The following is a 17137-nucleotide window of genomic DNA, read 5'->3' as shown; positions in this document are numbered from 1 at the left end:
TGTCGCAGGCCGTTTGATCGCTGACAACATCCAGCGCGCGCGCGTTTCGGAAGATGTCCGTGTGATAGCGCGCGATGTGCAGCGGTTGGGTCCAAATCCTGATACGCCCGCGACTTTGGTGTTTCTTGACCCGCCCTATGGCAAGGGCCTGGGCGCGCGTGGCTTGGCGGCGGCGACGAAGGGTGGCTGGATTGGCCTGGGCGCTTTGGTTGTCTGGGAAGAGGCGGGCGAGCAGGATGCTCCGACAGGCTTTTCAAAACTGGATGCACGCCGTTACGGCGAAACCTGGGTGACGGTCCTGCGGTTTGAGGCCTGATCCGGATGTGATTTGGTGATGCGCGCGACTTGGATTAATCTGACAAAATGAGCGATGCGACATTACTTAGACTGGGGCGCGAGTCCCATTTATGAAACCAACCAGCGCCTACAGTCGCCGCCGCAGCCCAATTGGTCAGTGATGGGCGATATCTTGACGTCCCGTGGCGGCGTGTGTCCGGCGAGGATGATCCCAAGCCTCAGATTTAATTACTCGGCCGCGACCTGATCCTCGGCCTTTTCGACTTTGACCGCTGCGAATTTGAACTCGGGGATCTTGCCGTAGGGGTCTACAGCCGGGTTTGTCAGAACGTTTGCCGCCGCTTCCACGAAGGCGAAGGGCACGAACACCATATCGGGTGCAACAGCGCGGTCGGCGCGGGCCATCAGCGTGATGGTGCCACGGCGTGTGGTCAGGCGGACGTGGCCTCCGGGTTCGACCTCAAGCTTGTACAGTGTGGACGGATGCAGCGAGCAGTTTGCCTCCGGCTCAACCGCGTCGAGAACTTTTGAGCGGCGTGTCATCGACCCGGTGTGCCAGTGTTCCAGCTGACGGCCCGTGGTCAGGATCATCGGGTAGTCCGCATCAGGCGTTTCGTCCGGTGCAATGACAGAGGCAGGCGTAAAGCGTGCGCGGCCGTCAGAGCGCGGAAATCCATCTCCAAAGACAATGGCTTGTCCGGGATCAGTTGGGCTAAGCGATGGATAGGTGACCGCGTTTTCGGTTTCGAGACGATCCCAGGTGATGTTGTCGAGAGAGGTCATATTGAGCTTCATCTCGGCGAAAACGTCAGCGGGGGTCGTGTAGTCCCAGTTCAGCCCGCAGCGGTTGGCAAGATCAACGGTGATCAACCAGTCTTCGCGCGCCTCGCCTGGAGGAGCGACCGCCGGACGACCCATCTGCACTTGTCGGTTGGTATTCGTAACAGTGCCGGACTTTTCGTAGAACGCCGACGCTGGCAAGATCACGTCTGCATAGTTGGCCGTTTCGGTGATGAAGATGTCCTGCACGACGAGGTGGTCAAGCTTTGCAAGCGCGTCGCGGGCGTGTTCAACATCCGGGTCGGACATCGCTGGGTTCTCGCCAAGGATGTACATTGCCTTGATATTGCCGTCGTGAACCGCGTCCATGATCTCGGTGACGGTCAGGCCCTTTTCGTTTGAGAAATCGTCTGATTTCCAGACATCGGTGAACGCGGATCGCACGCCGTCGTCGGTGACGGATTGGTAATCAGGCAGGAACATCGGAACCAGACCCGCATCCGAGGCGCCCTGAACGTTATTCTGGCCGCGAAGGGGATGGAGGCCCGCGCCGGGACGGCCGACCTGGCCCGTCATAAGGGCAAGCGAAATCAGGCAGCGGGAATTGTCGGTGCCGTGGATATGCTGGCTGATGCCCATGCCCCAGAAAATCATTCCGGCCTTGGCTGTCGCGAAATCGCGGGCGACAGCGCGGAGCGTTTCGGCATCGATACCGCAGATCGCGGACATCTTTTCGGGAGAGAAGTCCTTGAGGTGGGCTTTTTCGGCCTCCCAGTTCTCGGTGTAGGCTTCGATGTATTGTTGGTCGTAAAGTCGTTCCTCGACAATTGTGTGCATGATCGCGTTCAGCATGGACACGTCTGCGCCGGGACGGAATTGCAGCATGTGAGTGGCAAAACGTTTCAGCGCCTGACCGCGCGGGTCCATGACGATAAGCTTGCCGCCGCGTTTGGTGAACTGTTTGAAGAACGTCGCCGCTACGGGATGGTTTTCGATCGGGTTCGCGCCGATGACGATGGCGACATCGGCGTTTTCGATTTCGTTGAAGGTCGCGGTGACAGCACCCGAGCCGACGTTTTCCAGGAGCGCCGCGACCGAGGACGCGTGGCAAAGCCGCGTGCAGTGATCAACGTTATTGTGGCCAAAGCCCTGACGGATGAACTTTTGGAAAAGATAGGCCTCTTCGTTGGTGCATTTGGCCGAGCCAAAGCCCGCGACTTCACGACCGCGGCCTTTCAGGCCAGTGGCGGCAACATCAAGGGCTTCGTCCCAGGTCGCTTCGCGGAAGTGCGTATGCCAGTCGCCGGGATCGACGTTGAGGCCTTTTGCGGGCGCATCTTCGCGACGGATCAGAGGTTTCGTCAGGCGATGGGGGTGGTGGATATAGTCAAAGCCAAAGCGGCCCTTGACGCAGAGGCGCCCTTCGTTGGCAGGGCCATTGATGCCGTCGACGTATTTTACTTTGCCGTCTTTGACTTTGAGCGAGACCTGACAGCCGACGCCGCAGAACGGGCAGATTGAAGCAACTTCGCTATCGAAGTCTTTGCTGTCGCCGACGCCCGCACCTTCCGTGACGGTTGCAGGCATAAGGGCGCCGGTCGGGCAAGCCTGCACGCATTCGCCGCAGGCCACGCAGGTGCTGTCGCCCATCGGATCGTCAAAGTCGAAGACGGGGTAGCTGTCGTGGCCGCGTCCGGCCATGCCGATCACGTCGTTGACCTGAACCTCGCGGCAAGCACGCACGCAAAGGCCGCACTGAATGCAGGCGTCAAGGTTCACGCTCATCGCCACGTGGCTGTCATCCAGAAGCGGAATGCGGCCCTGTTCCAGTTTAGGGAAGCGAGAGGTCTCGATACCCTGGGCGTCGGCCATGTCCCACAGGTGGCTTGATTTGTCGTGCGCCGCATTTTGCTCCGGCTGGTCCGTGACAAGCATCTCCATGACCAGCTTGCGAGCCTGCGTTTCGCGCGCACCGGTGCTTGAGACGGTCATGCCTTCGGTCGGCATGCGGATGCAGGAGGCGGCCAGCGTGCGTTCACCGTCGATTGAGACCATGCAGGCGCGACAGTTGCCGTCCGCGCGGTAGCCCGGCGCATCTTTGTGGCAAAGGTGCGGGATCAGCGTGCCTTCCCGCTTGGCGACTTCCCAGATGGTCTCGTCTGCGCGGGCTTCCACGTCGCGGCCATCCAGTGTGAATTTGATCTTGTCGCTCATGTGGTCGGCTCCCTTTGCCAGAAGGTTAAACCACTCGTGCGGCAATCGGAACGTCTCAAAGGCGACAGGGGTGAGTGAAAATGCGTCTTTGCGGCGCCGCGCGTGTCAGATCGCAAACAGATGAGCGAAAGCGCAGCGCGCAACTTCGCGCGATTGGCAAGCCTGCTGTGATCCGATATCGCCGGTGGCGAAGGAGACACACCATGGGCGAAATCACTCTTGTCCGACACGGGCAGGCGAATTCCGCGGCCAACACGGAAGAAGACTATGACCGGCTGAGCGATCTTGGTGTCACGCAATCTTCCTGGCTTGGGGAGTGGATGCGCGATCATGGCTATGGTTTTGATCACGTGATTTCGGGAACGCTTGTGAGGCACCGCCAGACGGTTGCAGCCATGGGCTGGGAAGCGGACGAGGATGCACGCCTCAATGAGATCGACTATTTTCGGCTGACGGATCAGATGCATACCGTGATGGGCGCGCCAATGCCGACGCCCGATACCTTCAGTGATCACATGCCAAAAGTGTTCGCCGCCTGGAAGCAGGCCGAGATTGAAGGTCAGGAAACCTACGAGAATTTCGAGACGCGCGTGGCCGCTCTTTTGGAGGAAGCCTCTGTTCCGGGCAGACAGTTATTATGTGTGACGTCCGGCGGCGTGATCGGGATGGTGCTTCGGCATATCCTCGATCTTGATCTGGTGCGGATGAGCCATGTTATGCTGCCGATCTGGAACACCTCGATACATAGACTGACGGTGCGGGACGGATCGGCGTTTTTGGCGGGGTTTAATGCGATTCCCCATCTGGACCGGCCGGAACGCGCATCGGCACGCACGCACTTCTAAGGGAGATCACGGATGTTGAAGCTTTACTGGGCACCAAACACCATCGCTTCTGCGACGGCGATTGTTTTGAACGAAGGCAATGTCCCTTGGGAGGGCATTCGGGTGGACGTCGCGAGCGGTGAACAAACCAAGCCCGCGTTTCACAAGGTGAATCCAAAGGGGCGGGTGCCCGCTTTGGTCACGCCCGAGGGTGTTTTAACCGAGACCGGAGCGATCCTTGAGTACCTAGCCGCAACCGAGGTGCCAAGCCTTGTTCCGGTTGATCCTTTGCATGCGGCGCGGATGCGCGAAGTGATGTATTTTCTGGCCTCAACCATGCATGTGAACCACGCCCACAAAATGCGCGGCGCGCGCTGGGCTGATGAGAAACGCTCATGGGCAGACATGACCGCAAAGGTGCCGGAAACGATGGCGCTAAGTTGCACCTATATCGAGGCCTTGATCGCAGGGCCGTTTTTGTTTGGGGATCACGTGACGCTGGCCGATGCTTGGCTTTATACAATCAGTTGCTGGTTGGAAGCGGATGGCGTCGATATTGAGGACTTCCCCAAGTTGGCGGCGTTTCGCGCGGCGATGGCCAGCCGCCCGTCTGTGCGGACCGCGCATGATATGGGGATGATCGGATGACGCATTTCTGGGTCAGGCAAGAACCCCGTGCAAATGAAGCGCGCGCTGGCGTTATGCCCGAGGGGGTCGAGGCATTGATGGCGGCCGGGCATCAGGTCACGGTCGAGGACGACCCTGGCCGCGCGATCCCGACCGATGCTTATCGCGCCACAGGTGCGGCTATCGCGGTGGCAGGTGCATGGGTCGATGCGCCGGTTGACGCGGTGATTTGTGGGCTAAAGGAGTTGCCTGATGATGGCACGCCTTTGCGCCACCGCCATATCATGTTCGGGCATGCCTATAAGGGACAGGCAGAGGGCGCTGTTCTTTTGGACCGGTTTCGTGCGGGAGGCGGCACGCTGCTTGATCTTGAGTATCTGACGGACCCCTCAGGCCGGCGCGTTGCGGCGTTTGGCGTCTGGGCGGGGTTTGCCGGGGCTGCGGTTTCGCTGATCGGGTGGGCTGCCGGGCAATCGGGAGGTACCTGCCCGAAAGCGCAGGTTTTTGCATCGGCCGACGCGATGACGTCGCATGTGCGCGAGGCCCTTCAGAAAAAGACGCCAAGCGTCATCGTTATCGGAGCCTTGGGGCGAGTTGGCACCGGTGCGCGCGATCTGTGCGATCGCTTGGGTTTGCCCGTAACCGCCTGGGATATGGCTGAAACCGCGTCTGGCGGGCCTTTCCCCGAGATCCTGACCCATGACGTCTTTCTGAATTGCATTCTTGCCAGCCCCGGCGTGCCGGTCTTTGTGCCCGTCGATGCCATAAGGGCCGAACGAAAGCTGCATATGATTGGTGATATTGCCTGCGACCCGTCCAGTGATTTCTCGCCCATCAAAGTTTACGACCAGATAACGTCATGGGATGCCCCGACGCTGCGGGTACATGAGACCCCCCTGTTGGATGTGATGGCAATTGATAATTTGCCGTCGATGCTGCCGCGCGAAGCCTCCGAGGATTTTGCCGGGCAGTTGTTGCCACATCTTTTGGCGTTCAAGTCGGATCCCGAAGGGGTCTGGACGCGTGCGGCAGAAATTTACCGCTCACACACGGATTAGCGGCGGCTCTGTCGTAGATTTCGTGATGCTCCCACGGTCAGGGTCGCTGGGCCATGCACAAAGTGTGAAGCATTTTCGGAAACAGCAGAACGACGATTAATGTGCGATTTGCGCAGTCTTGTGCCTCGGCTTCGGCTGACCGCAAGATTTGGGATCAATTGCGTCTACAATTCTAAAAATGCCGCAGGATTGGATGCGGAATGACCCGGTCGCGCCACATTATGGGCAAAATCTGCCGATAGCTCTGATCAAGTCGCAGCAGTCAGGTGGCGGTTTTTCGGCATATCGGCATGGCCCCGCCAACGATCGATTACCTGACGAAGAGAGCGGCAAGAACTTGGGTGTGAGATGAACGCAGGGCAGCAAAATTACGATCCGGGGCTCTCTGAGAGCTTTGCGGATGCGTTAAAGCCCGGCACGGAGTTGCTGCACGGCCAGTTCAGGGTTGAAAAATTCCTGAACGCGGGCGGGTTCGGTATGACGTATCTCGCTCGCGACAGTCTCGACCGGATTGTCGTTATCAAAGAATGTTTCCCGTCTTCGATGTGCTGCCGCAACAACGGCAGTGTTATGGCGCGTTCGCGCCAGCATCAGGCGGAATTCGATGCGGTTGTGAAGCACTTCGGTGCTGAGGCCCGCCGCCTTTCCAAATTGCAGCACCCGAACATCGTGGGTATCCACCAGGTTTTCGAGGACAATCAGACCGCCTATATGGCTCTTGATTTCGTTCGCGGTCGTGATCTGCTCGACACGATTGAAGACCCGCGGATGAAACTACACCCCCGGGACGTGAAGGACATCCTTCTGAAGTGTCTCGAGGCGGTTCACTACATTCACACGAACGATGTTCTGCACCGCGATATTTCGCCGGATAACATCCTGATCGATGGCAAGGGAAACCCTGTCCTGATCGACTTCGGCGCGGCCAAAGAAGAAGCCACGCGCGCCAGCCGCGCGCTTTCAGCGCTGCATGTTGTTAAAGACGGCTACAGCCCGCACGAATTCTATATCGCCGGTTCGACGCAGGATGCGTCATCGGATCTCTATTCACTGGGCGCTACATTTTACCACGTTTTGACCGGGATGGCGCCGCCCGATGCCCAGGCGCGGGTCAGTGCAATCGCGGGCGATCGTCCAGATCCCTATAAGCCGGTTTCCGGCAAGTTCCCGCAGTTTGAGGACGCGTTCCTTCATGCGGTGGATAAAGCCTTAAGCGTCTTTCCACCGGATCGTATTCAAACCGCCCGCGACTGGATGGAGCTTGTCGATACTGAGCGCCGCCGTTCAGCCGCTTTGCAGCAGGCGGAACTTGATCGTCAGATCGAACTGTCGATCTCGCGTCTTGTCCAGGAAACGAACAAGGCTGTGGAAGAAGACATCAAAGCACTCGAGGCCAAATCAAAGGTCGAGAAGAAAGAAGCTCAGCGGTTGCAGAAACTGGCTGAGGAACAGATGCGCCAGCGCAAGAAGACGCTGGATGAACTGGCGATGCTCGATGATCAGGTGTTCCTGGAAGAGCAAAGTCGAAATGCAGATAACGCGGCACGACGTTCACAAATGGGCGGCGGTCACGATGAGGCTGGTCGAAAACGGAAGAGATCGATTCTGAGCCGTTTGCTCCCATTCGGATTACTGCGCGGGACGTTCCGCGGCAACGGTCCTTCGGATTATCGCTAGAGAGGCAGAACCATGAAATTGTTTAAAAATATCATGTCGAGAAAGCCAGACCCCCAAGAGGTGGTAGGTAAGATCGATCTGGAGATGGACGTCGAGCCATTGCGCCGCCGCAGTGAGCCGCAGGCCGATGACACGGGGCGTATGAACTCCAGCCGAAGCCCGTCTGACTTTGATGTTCCGCTTTATGCAGACCGCTCAAAGCCCACCTACGAACGCGACGAAGAACCTGAGGAGGTCGATGGCGCGGGTTGGGGGGCAACGGCCTGGGACGATCAGGATGATTGGGAAGACGATGACGACGATTGGGGCGACGATGAAGATGTTGCCGCAAATGGCGAAGACAAGGCGCATCTGGTGAACGAAATTCGCGGTGCGATGCAGTCGGTCAGCCACGTTTCGGCTGACGACGAATACGAAGAAGACGGTGACGCCCCACATAGTGATTTCCCGTCAAGCCGGTGGTCGGACGATGCGGACTTTGGACGCCAGGCAATTGCCCGCAGCCAGCTTGGCTCGCAGATCGATGGAGCCGAAGATCGGCTCCTTCGCGAAACGAACTCCAAGCTGGTCGAAGGCGAAAGCAGCCGTCGCCGCTCGGCAATGGCACATCTGAAGGCCGCCGCGCAGGCGACGAAAGCAGATCGCGTGCTGCAGCATGTGGCCGAACGCGATCCAACTGCGGATCCTGAAGAGCAGAGCCCTTATCGCGATGATCTGGCGAAGGTCGTGCGTCCCCGCGCGTCAAGCCGCCCAATCAGCCGCCCAATCAGCCGCCCGGTGAGCCGCCCTCGCTCAGTGCCCGCGCCTTGGGATCAGGGTATGAGCGACGAAGACGCGGCCTTGTTTGCGGCAAGCGACGAGACGGATTTTTCGGCCGATGCAATGGCAAATGACGCGGACGATGATCGCGCGGATCTTGAGGCGCGTGCGCCTGCCGATCTAAGTGCCGACGAGTTCGCCGACGATAGTATTTTCAGCGAAGAACCCTCTGCTTTTTCGGATGTAGAAGATGACGATGATACGTCGGAATGGGGCAATCGGTTCGCGACTGAAGGCGACGATGATGGCATTGATCGCTCGGCATTTACGGATGAACCTTCTGAGCAGGTCGAAAGTCTCGGCGCGGCAGGCGACGTCAGCGACAACGCGGATGATGACGGCTTTGATATGGACGAAGACTTGGACGCCGATGGCCCCATTGCCAGCAGAGTCGTGTCTGAAGTCGTGGCCTCGGCCAACGCGTCGAGAGTTGAAGAAAGCTCTGCGGATGATGACGATTTCGTGCGGCGCCAAATTGCTGAGATGTCCGGAGTTTCTAAAGCCGCGGCAGAAGTTGAACCGGTCAACGAGATGGATGGCTATGTAAATGTCTCCACGGCTGTTTCGGGCCGGGCTGGGCGTAGTGCCGGCAGGGTGAAGACGCGCCTTCTTGGCTTCCAGGCCCAGGAGGACGCCCCGGAAGATGTTTTCGAGGCTGCCAAGACCGCAAGTGAAGCGAACAAGTCGGACTTCCCGGTTGGTTGGATCATTGTGATCAGTGGTCCGGGACGCGGGTCCTGCTTTACGATGTTCACAGGGGTCAGTCAGATCGGTCGTGGCGAGGATCAGGCAGTACGCCTTGATTTCGGCGACACGTCTATCTCGCGCAACAACCATGCTGCGGTCGCCTATGACGACGAGCAGGGCAAGTTTTTCCTCGGTCACGGGGGCAAGTCGAACCTTGTGCGGCTAAACGGCAAACCTGTTTTGTCGACAGAAGAGCTCACGAGCGGAGACATGGTTCGCATCGGCGAAACGACCCTGAAATTTGTATCGCTTTGTGGTGAAGATTTCACCTGGGCGTCCACCGCGGACAAAGGGAACTTTGCTGAGTAATGTCGAAGTCTCCTGACATAAGGTTTGACGTTGCGTCAGTCCTGAATCGCGGTCGCCGCGACTATCAGGAAGATGCAATTGCGACGGACTTCCCGCGTGGCGCGGAGTTCGGCTATGCCGTCCTGTCGGATGGTATGGGCGGGCATGCGGCCGGGGATGTTGCGTCAAAGATTGTCGTGACTGAAATGTTTAGCGAATTGAAGTTCCAGTCGTCTGACACAAAGTCATTTGTCGCGAACGTCTGTGGAGTTCTGAAGGGAGCGGCCGTTTCGGCGAATGCTTGCATGGCTGCACATACGTCAAACAACCCCGACACCGCCGGGATGGGTGCAACGCTTGTCGCCCCAGTGTTCCTGCGGGATAAATTATTCTGGATTTCAATAGGCGACAGCCCGCTTTATCTATACCGCGGTGGTCAGTTGAGACAGCTCAACGAGGATCACTCGCTTGGACCCCACATCGACTATATGGTCCGCTCGGGCATGATGTCTGAAGATGTCGGGCGCAATCACCCGGATCGCAATGCGCTGACGTCGGTGCTGATCGGCGAAACGATTGAGCGTATCGACTGTCCCGAAGTGCCTTTCCAGCTGCGCAACGGTGATGTTTTGGTCGTGGCAAGCGATGGGCTGCAATTCCTGTCGAACGGGAGAATCCGCAAAGTTTTGCGCGAGACCGACGACCAGTCCGCAACACGCATTGCAGATCGGCTGATGAACGAGTTGGCTACACTTGCCGACCCAGAGCAGGACAATATCTGTTTCTCCGTCATCAAGGTTCGCTTCAAGACACAGCCTGAAGAGAATGCCAATATCTTCACGCCCGAGTTCGAAAACCGGGCAACAAGACGCCGGCAGGTGACCACCCGACCCATAAAGCCCCAGTCTGCTCCGGCAGAGGAAACGGTGGCCGTGAACAAAGCCGTCGCGGAGCCTGCTCCGCAACCACAGCACTCCAAGAAATCGTCCCATGAAGGCGCTCCGATCTTCCTGCGCCGTCGCTGGCTCGCGTCAGATGGTGGGGCATGAGAGATAACGTCGCTGACGAAGACATTGTCGAGCGGCTGCGGCACGCTATTGCGACTGAAGCGTTGCCAAAGGCCGCCCGCGAACATGCTTCGCTATTGTTGCAACGCCTGTCGTCGCCGGTGCGTGTATCGGTTCTTGGCCTACCCGGATCAGGCAAGTCAGAGCTTTTGAACATGTTCATTGGCCAGCGGCTTTTGCCCAGGGACAGCAAACTTCCGACGACCGAACTTACCTATGGGACGACAGAACGGATCGTCGTCACCGACGCGTCGGGCGGGCGAAATGTTATCGAAGGTCTGAATTTTGAAGAGGCGCAGGCGATTTCGCCGGCGTTCATGCGCGTGGAAATGCCTCTCCCGCTGTTGCAACGTATCAGTCTTCTGGAGGTTGTCACTGACGGCTCGTCAATAGAGTTTCAGTCGGCAATTGATTGGGCCGTTCGGCGTACGGATATTGCACTTTGGTGCACACAGACATTTGGCGACGCTGAGGCGCAGCTTTGGGCGCGCGTGCCGGACAGCTTGAAAGATCACGCGTTTCTGGTGGTGTCGAAAGCGGACGTTTTGTCCGCTAAGAACGCTCTGACGTCGCGAATCGCTGACCTTGAGACCGTGGTGTCCGAGGAGTTTAATTCGCTCTTTGCGGTGGCGACCCTGCAGGCGATTAAGGCACACCACGCAGGCGGTGCAGTCGATGAGGCAATCTATCATGCCTCTGGCGGTGGCGCGCTCAGTGCGGAGATTCTGCGGCACGCAGAGCGTGGGCGCCGCGCGGATGTCGACAGCGCGCATTTGTTCCTTGCACGCTATCAGATTAGTTCCCCAAGTCAGTCCAAACCGACGAAGGCGAAACCGGTAGTTTCGGTTGAAACGAGACCGACCTCGCCACAAAAACCTGCGCCAGTGGTGCATTCCAGTCCGGAGATACAAAGCAGCACCGAAGATGAAATCGTTGAAAATGTTATGCTTTTCTCTGATTCTATTCGCTTCTTGCGGCGTCGAGGCGATGGACTTTTGGAAGCTTCCTCAAGCCTTGGCAAGGGCAAGGCTGATGGTCTTGTCTCACAATGCGTGGACGCAGTTGAGCATCTTGTTGACCTGTTCAGCGACGATGATACCGGCTGCTCGGCGGCCGATGCCTTTCTCGACGATCTGACCGAAGCGGCAGATTTGATGGTGTTGATGCAAGTCGAAAGCGGGGACGCCTCGGCGGCCGACGCAGTGACCTTGCTGCTCCAGCTTCGTCGAGAAATGGAAATGAAATTGGCAGCTTAGAAAGGATGAACACACGATATTGACCGAAAATACGTCACAAAATGGCCAGATTGGCCGGGAATTCTAGCGGGATCAGAAACGATGGCGCCCGAATGACCAAATGTGACCGGTCAGGATTGCCCATCAGGTGTGTGTGTTCGTTAGGTAGTAGATATGAAAGTTGACACGAGGATCATGGAAGAAGGTGCCACCCCAGCTGCAGGCAATGCGCACCTCCTTGGACGTGGGTTCGAGGGGCTTGAGCCCTACCTGCAAAAATCGCGCGAGTTGCGCCAGGCGCTGGTCGCCTTGGGCAAGATGGGGGATAAATCCACCAATCGTACAGCGCGCCGTTTGCATCATCAATTGAAGCATGCTGAACCGTCCATCACGATGATCGGACAGGTGAAGGCGGGTAAAACATCACTGGTCAATGCAATGGTTGGCTTTCCCGATTTGCTTCCCGCGGATGTGAACCCATGGACGTCTGTAGTCACCTCGTTGCACCTGAACCCGCACTTTGCCCAGGAAGATAACCGCGCGAGTTTCCGTTTCTTCGACACGGAGGAATGGAGCAGGCTTTTGGATCGCGGTGGACGCATTGGCGAGCTTGCAAGCCGCGCAGGTGCGGAAGATGAGCTTGCAAAAGTGCGCGAACAAGTCATCGAAATGCGCGAGAAATCCCGCGAGCGTTTGGGTGAAAAGTTTGAGCTGCTTTTGGGCCAACAGCACGACTATGGATATTTCGACCACGAATTGATCGAGCGCTACGTCTGCCTTGGCGATGATTTTGAAGATGACTTCGAGACAAGCCAGGCGCAGGGCCGCTTTGCCGATATCACGAAGTCTGCAGAAATCTTTATGCAGCGCCCTGAAATGCCAATGCCGATGTGCATTCGTGACACGCCTGGCGTGAACGACACTTTCATGATCCGCGAGCAGATCACTATCCGCGCGATCCGCGAAAGCCGTATCTGCGTGGTTGTGTTGGCCGCGCACCAGGCGCTTAGCTCTGTCGACATGGCGCTGATCCGTCTGATCGCCAACGTCAAGTCGCGCGAAGTCATCATTGCGGTCAATCGCTGCGACGAGCTGAGCGATCCAGTGCGCCAGATCCCGGAAATCCGCGACAGTATTCGCAAGACGCTGATCGAACATGACGGTCCCAAAGACGCTCAGATCATTTTCTCGTCTGCCTATTGCGCGACCGCCGCACTGACCGGCAATCTCGACGCTGTCGATGCTGAAACACTAGAAGCTATGACGGCATGGGCCGTGGATGAGGGACGTGTGACCGATGCCGCATCTCTCACCCCAGAAGAGCTTTTATGGGACATTTCCGGGCTTCCAAGCATCTACGCCGCGCTTAGTGAGCGTATTGCCGACGGGGCTGGGCAAGATATGCTGGACCGCATCGGCAAATCGGCGATGAACCTTGCAAATGGTCTCAACGCTGCACATCAGGTCGTGTCGCGTCGGGAGTCTGATGCCTCCCTGCCGCCGCTTGAAAAAGGGCAGCTTGAGTCCGAGTTGCAGCGGATCGAGGCTGAGTCTTTGGCCACAATGAACACGTCCTTCGAGAACGCGATTGACGCATTTCACAAACGTCTAGAACGATCTCACAGAAGCTTTCTGGAGCGCGCAACCGGCTCTTTGCTGAAGCATCTTGATGAGAACGGTGAAAGCGAAGTTTGGGAATACGACCCAAGCGGACTTCGCATCCTCCTGCGCACAGCCTATCAGGTGTTCGGGCGCAAAGCGCAGCAGACAACCAAAGAACTTCTGATCCAGACGGCCGAAACCTATGCAAGCGTCTATTTCCGGCTGTTTGATGTTTCGGAGGAAGACTTTGGGATTGAGGCTCCGACGCCGCCTTTGGTGCCGCCGCCGGTTCTTTTGGGACAGACAATTGCGCTTGACCTAAAAGGGACTTGGTGGTCGCGCTGGTGGCATAAGCGCCGGGGATTTCGGTCTTTCGCGACCGAGTTTGCCGAGATGATCAAGTCCGAGACGGACCCGATTGTTGAAAGCTTAAGTGGCCCACATGCGGACTCTATCCGCGAGTCGTCGTTGCAGGAGCTTCGCGAATTTATGGCCGAGCAACGCGCAATTCTGACGCGCCTTGCCGAAGAGGCCGAAAACGCACCGGGCGGAGCCGCGGCCTTGCTCGACGCCGAAGGAACAGCCGTTAAGCGCGCGCAGTTGAAGCAAACGATGGCAGCGCTGACCGAAATTGCGGCCTGAGGGGGGTACGATGGAAGACCAAAAAGCCAACGAAACAACGGGGGAAGATACGCCTGCGGAAACCAGCGTAGAAGGTTCGCTCAGGCGGGTTCTCGACTCCAGCAGTCACGACCTACTTGGCGAAGCGGGCAGCCTGCGAGCGACGTCAAAGCCTGCCTTCGAGGACGTCGTTGCAGATCATACAACGGCCGGCGTTCAATCTGATTTCGCATCAGATTTTGCGGACCCGTCGCTTTTGTATCGTGGACCGACGTCTGCATCGGACGAAATCCAAGAGACGCATGAAGACGCTGAGACCGAGGGTCCTGTTGAAGACTTCCCCAGAGAGTCGACCGAAGAGGGCCTTCAAATCATCGAGGCCGCCCCTGAAGAGCTCTACGAGCCGGAAGAAGAAATGGCGGGGCCGGGCCTTCCTGAGAAATCCGAAGGTGGAAAGCCGGTCCTTTGCCTTATGGGCGAATTTAGTGCGGGCAAATCAACGCTCTCAAATCTGTTGATCCAAACCGCGGCGTTGCCGGTCAATGTGACGGCAACACAATTGCCGCCGGTGTGGATTTCCAAGGGCACAGAGGCCCCTTATCGCGTCGGGTTTGACGGTCGGCAGTTCGATCTCGAGCTTGAAAACCTTGAAGACGTATCCGTTGAAGACACGGCCTTTATTCGAATTTTTCATGATGCCGAGCTTTTGGATCACTGCGATCTGATTGATATGCCGGGAATTTCGGACCCGAATATGGATGCAGAAGTTTGGCAACGCGTAATCCCCCACGCCGATGCCGTGATCTGGTGCTCGCATGCGACCCAAGCATGGCGGCAATCTGAAGCTGCGGTTTGGTCCATGCTTCCGCCCGCGCTTTATGCAAACAGCTTCCTGTTGCTTACGCGGATGGACAAGATTTTGTCCGAGCGTGATCAGATGCGCGTTGCCAAACGCGTTGGGCGCGAAACGGTTGGGCTTTTCAAGGAAATTTTCCCAATCTCACTGACACGCGCGCTCGCCGCGGACGGTGACGCTGAGAAGTGGAGCGCCAGCGGCGCCGAGGATTTCTCTAACGCTCTTCACAGGCTTTTGGCCGAGATTGGCGTTCGCAAGGCGGAGTACGACGACGCCAATGCAGCAACCGATCCCGATGCGCCGTCGAAATTTGTTATGCCTTCGCGAATTCAGCCCAAGAAACTTCTGGCGCGACGCATCAACAGCCGCACGCGCTCGGCACCGGCCCCGCTTCCTCCCTTTTAAGGTACAGCACATTTGTCAGCATTTTTGCAAAGACCGGCGGGGCTTGCGTCCGCCGGTCTTGCTGCGCATTAAGGTATTGGCGTACTGCGCGGTTGTGCGTTGACGCGACAAAGGGCGGATAATGGACGTCACCGAGGTATTGGACGGGCTAAGAGCGGATGTCGAAGGATGCGACCTTGCGGCGTTTGCTGACTTGAACACGTCGATGATCCTTTGCGTCAGTTCCTCAACGCGCCATGCTCAGGAAGAACTTGATGCCTTGACCGAAACGGCGGCAGCGGTTTTGGATGGGGGGGTTGCCGAGGGCGCGCGGACCTTTCTGGACGGAGCCAAAGCGCAAACCGCGATCACCATGACCCCGGTCGATGTCCGGGTCTATTTGCGGGCCTCGCAATCTCAAAGCGAAGCACTGATCTGTCTCTGTGCGCCTGATGCTGATTTGGCGAAAGTAGTCGCCCGTGGGACAGCAACGCTGAGCACGATCATGAGCAAGGCTTAGGGAAGGGGAGACCGGCGTGGACGATTTCTCCCGGCTTGAAGCGAAGTTGGCGAAACTCCGTCAACGGGCGAGCGCCCCCGGTGAAAGCCGGACGATCCGCGGCACGCCAGAGCGCCTTTTGGCGGCGGTGGTCTCACAGATCGACGAAACGATCTTGCCGCGTGAGCTGGGGTTCACTCAAGGCGACACATCAATTTTCATAGCGGTTGCGAACCGCCGGCTTCAGGCATTGGTCGCCGCATCAGCGTTACGGGATGCGGCAGCCGGGCTTGTTGGCAAGGCCATCGCGGATGCCGAAGACCCAGCCCTTGGTCAATTGCGCGATGTCTTGATCGGCTTGCTTGCAGCAGGGGACGTCTGGACGATCTCAAGTCGTCGACAGTCGGGTGACGGTTTTCCGTCTGACATTGGCGTTCCGTCTGGGCCCTTGGCGCGCGCCTGGCAAATTGCGGCTTCCGGAGCGGGCCGCGAAAATCCCGATGCGGAACTTGCAGACTACCTTAAATCTCTGGGTGCGCGGGCGACCGCGTGGCTCCTCATCGAAGGGGAAGAGGTCAAGGACCAATCCGGCCCAGAAGATATTGTGGCTGGACTGAGCAACAAAGCCGCGCTTTTCCTTGATGGATATTTCAGTAAGAAAGACATGCTCTTTCAGGGCGAAACAGGGCCGAGTGGCCTTGTGTTTTCGGACGATATCGATGGCGCGGCGGTTCTCTTTATAGAGTGCGAAACATCAATGGCCTTCGTGATGACCAATGCCGCGGATGTGGCGACGCTCGCCCGCGATTGGCAAGCGCGCGTCGTTCTTTAAGGGCCGTTGCCGGCGACTTAGTCGGCGCCGGACACCCGGATTTGCGCATCTGGAGAAGGCTTGAACACCTTTTGCACAAAGTAGGTCGCCGCGGTCAGGCCGATCCCGATCAGGTCAGTCACAAGCCCACCTGCAATCATGCAGAGTGCTGCAAGAAGCAGAGCCAAGCGAATGAACCAAGCGGTCATTCCGCCCATGAACCAACCCTGCACGCCGGAAGACAAAAGGTAGACCCCGAAGACTGCGGTCGCACTTGCCTGGATCACTTCAAGCCACGTGCCGTCCATCAGGATCGCACCGTTGTAAAAGAACATGAACGGGACAATGAAGGCCGCGATGCCTATTTTGAAGCTGGCAACGCTGGTCTCCATTGGGTTCGCGCCGGACACAGGGCGCCCGCAACGTGGACAATCCGGAAATTCCACGTCTCAAGAGGGAACGTTGGTAGGAATGGGACGGTGATACCGGTCCACTCTGAGATCGACAAACCGTTCAGGGCGGCCATGTGGAAGGCGGGGTAAAATGCGGCCAGACTTGCCATAAGGGTAAAACGCCAACCCTCAAACAGGCGTCGGTTCGCCTCAACCGGCTCCTCGTCAACGCCCTCTGCGATCACGGGTCCTTTGATTTGTGCGGATGTATCGGTTCAGGGGGTCCCCGCCCGGCATAGCTTCGTTATTTGGCGCCACACTAGCGCAACACCGGTTCGT

General features: G+C 57.9%; 14 protein-coding genes. 12 read left to right on the top strand and 2 right to left on the bottom strand.

Annotated features, from left to right (window positions below):
• On the top strand, positions 1–316 hold a 316-nt coding region (locus tag Q1B15_RS20180; RefSeq protein WP_299757299.1), incomplete at its 5' end, for an RsmD family RNA methyltransferase.
• A gap of 209 nt (positions 317–525) precedes the next feature.
• Here Q1B15_RS20180 and fdhF read toward each other — a convergent pair.
• Complete coding sequence (fdhF, locus tag Q1B15_RS20175; RefSeq protein ID WP_299757297.1) at positions 526–3291, bottom strand: formate dehydrogenase subunit alpha; 2766 nt, start codon at positions 3289–3291, stop codon at positions 526–528.
• 203 nt (positions 3292–3494) lie between these two features.
• Between fdhF and Q1B15_RS20170 the strand changes: the two genes are divergently transcribed.
• The 11 genes from Q1B15_RS20170 (at position 3495) to Q1B15_RS20120 (ending at position 16427) form a co-directional block, all read left to right on the top strand.
• Positions 3495–4136, top strand: a complete 642-nt coding sequence (locus Q1B15_RS20170) for a histidine phosphatase family protein (protein WP_299757294.1) — start codon at positions 3495–3497, stop codon at positions 4134–4136.
• A 15-nt stretch (positions 4137–4151) separates the two neighbouring features.
• Positions 4152–4763 (top strand): glutathione S-transferase family protein, encoded by a 612-nt coding sequence (locus Q1B15_RS20165; protein ID WP_299757301.1) that lies wholly within the window; start codon positions 4152–4154, stop codon positions 4761–4763.
• Positions 4760–5800 carry a saccharopine dehydrogenase gene (locus Q1B15_RS20160; protein WP_299757291.1) on the top strand — a complete coding sequence of 347 codons (1041 nt, stop codon included), beginning with the start codon at positions 4760–4762 and terminating at the stop codon, positions 5798–5800. Before Q1B15_RS20165 ends, Q1B15_RS20160 begins: the two co-directional genes overlap by 4 nt.
• Before the next feature lie 348 nt (positions 5801–6148).
• The gene (locus Q1B15_RS20155; RefSeq protein WP_299757289.1) at positions 6149–7477 is read left to right on the top strand and encodes a serine/threonine protein kinase; all 1329 of its coding nucleotides are present in this window, start codon (positions 6149–6151) and stop codon (positions 7475–7477) included.
• 12 nt (positions 7478–7489) lie between these two features.
• On the top strand, positions 7490–9352 hold the full coding sequence (locus tag Q1B15_RS20150) for an FHA domain-containing protein (protein ID WP_299757286.1): 1863 nt from the start codon (positions 7490–7492) through the stop codon (positions 9350–9352).
• Positions 9352–10380: a protein phosphatase 2C domain-containing protein gene (locus Q1B15_RS20145; RefSeq protein WP_299757283.1), complete on the top strand. Its 1029-nt coding sequence runs from the start codon at positions 9352–9354 to the stop codon at positions 10378–10380. Before Q1B15_RS20150 ends, Q1B15_RS20145 begins: the two co-directional genes overlap by 1 nt.
• The gene (locus Q1B15_RS20140; RefSeq protein ID WP_299757280.1) at positions 10377–11654 is read left to right on the top strand and encodes a hypothetical protein; all 1278 of its coding nucleotides are present in this window, start codon (positions 10377–10379) and stop codon (positions 11652–11654) included. The genes Q1B15_RS20145 and Q1B15_RS20140 overlap by 4 nt, the downstream gene beginning before the upstream one ends.
• A 153-nt stretch (positions 11655–11807) precedes the next feature.
• Positions 11808–13877 carry a dynamin family protein gene (locus tag Q1B15_RS20135; RefSeq protein WP_299757278.1) on the top strand — a complete coding sequence of 690 codons (2070 nt, stop codon included), beginning with the start codon at positions 11808–11810 and terminating at the stop codon, positions 13875–13877.
• 10 nt (positions 13878–13887) lie between these two features.
• Positions 13888–15117 (top strand): dynamin family protein, encoded by a 1230-nt coding sequence (locus Q1B15_RS20130; protein WP_299757275.1) that lies wholly within the window; start codon positions 13888–13890, stop codon positions 15115–15117.
• 121 nt (positions 15118–15238) lie between these two features.
• Positions 15239–15616: a hypothetical protein gene (locus Q1B15_RS20125; protein ID WP_299757273.1), complete on the top strand. Its 378-nt coding sequence runs from the start codon at positions 15239–15241 to the stop codon at positions 15614–15616.
• 16 nt (positions 15617–15632) lie between these two features.
• The gene (locus Q1B15_RS20120) at positions 15633–16427 is read left to right on the top strand and encodes a hypothetical protein (RefSeq protein ID WP_299757271.1); all 795 of its coding nucleotides are present in this window, start codon (positions 15633–15635) and stop codon (positions 16425–16427) included.
• A 17-nt stretch (positions 16428–16444) separates the two neighbouring features.
• On the opposite strand, the gene Q1B15_RS20115 is transcribed toward Q1B15_RS20120, so the two are convergent.
• Positions 16445–16798, bottom strand: a complete 354-nt coding sequence (locus tag Q1B15_RS20115; RefSeq protein WP_366141756.1) for a hypothetical protein — start codon at positions 16796–16798, stop codon at positions 16445–16447.
• Between the last annotated feature and the right edge of the window lie 339 nt (positions 16799–17137).

Source organism: uncultured Boseongicola sp. (genome assembly GCF_937988555.1).
Lineage (GTDB): Bacteria > Pseudomonadota > Alphaproteobacteria > Rhodobacterales > Rhodobacteraceae > Boseongicola.
Note: the sequence above shows the minus strand (reverse complement) of the source record. Positions and strands in the feature narration are given on the sequence as shown.

Excerpts from the sequence above, each read along its gene's own strand:
- Q1B15_RS20140 (WP_299757280.1), top strand. The coding sequence starts at position 10,377 with ATGAGAGATAACGTCGCTGACGAAGACATTGTCGAGCGGCTGCGGCAC.
- Q1B15_RS20135 (WP_299757278.1), top strand. The coding sequence starts at position 11,808 with ATGAAAGTTGACACGAGGATCATGGAAGAAGGTGCCACCCCAGCTGCA.
- Q1B15_RS20170 (WP_299757294.1), top strand. The coding sequence starts at position 3,495 with ATGGGCGAAATCACTCTTGTCCGACACGGGCAGGCGAATTCCGCGGCC.
- Q1B15_RS20125 (WP_299757273.1), top strand. The coding sequence starts at position 15,239 with ATGGACGTCACCGAGGTATTGGACGGGCTAAGAGCGGATGTCGAAGGA.
- Q1B15_RS20160 (WP_299757291.1), top strand. The coding sequence starts at position 4,760 with ATGACGCATTTCTGGGTCAGGCAAGAACCCCGTGCAAATGAAGCGCGC.
- fdhF (WP_299757297.1), bottom strand. The coding sequence starts at position 3,291 with ATGAGCGACAAGATCAAATTCACACTGGATGGCCGCGACGTGGAAGCC.
- Q1B15_RS20150 (WP_299757286.1), top strand. The coding sequence starts at position 7,490 with ATGAAATTGTTTAAAAATATCATGTCGAGAAAGCCAGACCCCCAAGAG.
- Q1B15_RS20155 (WP_299757289.1), top strand. The coding sequence starts at position 6,149 with ATGAACGCAGGGCAGCAAAATTACGATCCGGGGCTCTCTGAGAGCTTT.
- Q1B15_RS20145 (WP_299757283.1), top strand. The coding sequence starts at position 9,352 with ATGTCGAAGTCTCCTGACATAAGGTTTGACGTTGCGTCAGTCCTGAAT.
- Q1B15_RS20115 (WP_366141756.1), bottom strand. The coding sequence starts at position 16,798 with ATGGAGACCAGCGTTGCCAGCTTCAAAATAGGCATCGCGGCCTTCATT.
- Q1B15_RS20130 (WP_299757275.1), top strand. The coding sequence starts at position 13,888 with ATGGAAGACCAAAAAGCCAACGAAACAACGGGGGAAGATACGCCTGCG.